1 pseudogene is annotated in these 272 nt (G+C 38.6%); it reads left to right on the forward strand.

The window, feature by feature from the left end:
- Positions 1 to 272: pseudogene (locus C1G53_RS12835) on the forward strand (site-specific integrase); the annotation flags it as partial.

Consider the following 272-nt stretch of genomic DNA (forward strand, 5'->3'; position numbering starts at 1 on the left):
TATGCTAACTTTATCGGTATGACTAAGATGGTTTTAGATTTTGCGGTAAATCTGGGTTATATTCATGATAACCCCATGAAGAAGATAATAAAGCCCCGTAAATCCTCTGAAGTCGATGAAGAAGAAAAGAAAAAAGAAAACTTTTACAGCCGTGAAGACTTGCAAAAGTTCCTAGACTGCGTAGCAAAGGAAGACAAGGAAGAAATAGCTTGTATTTTCCGCTTACTCGCCTTTACAGGTATGAGAAAAAGCGAAGTTCTTGCCCTACGGTG

Origin of the sequence: Streptococcus suis, assembly GCF_002960445.1 — a bacterium.
In the GTDB taxonomy this organism is placed as follows: Bacteria; Bacillota; Bacilli; order Lactobacillales; family Streptococcaceae; genus Streptococcus; species Streptococcus hyiners.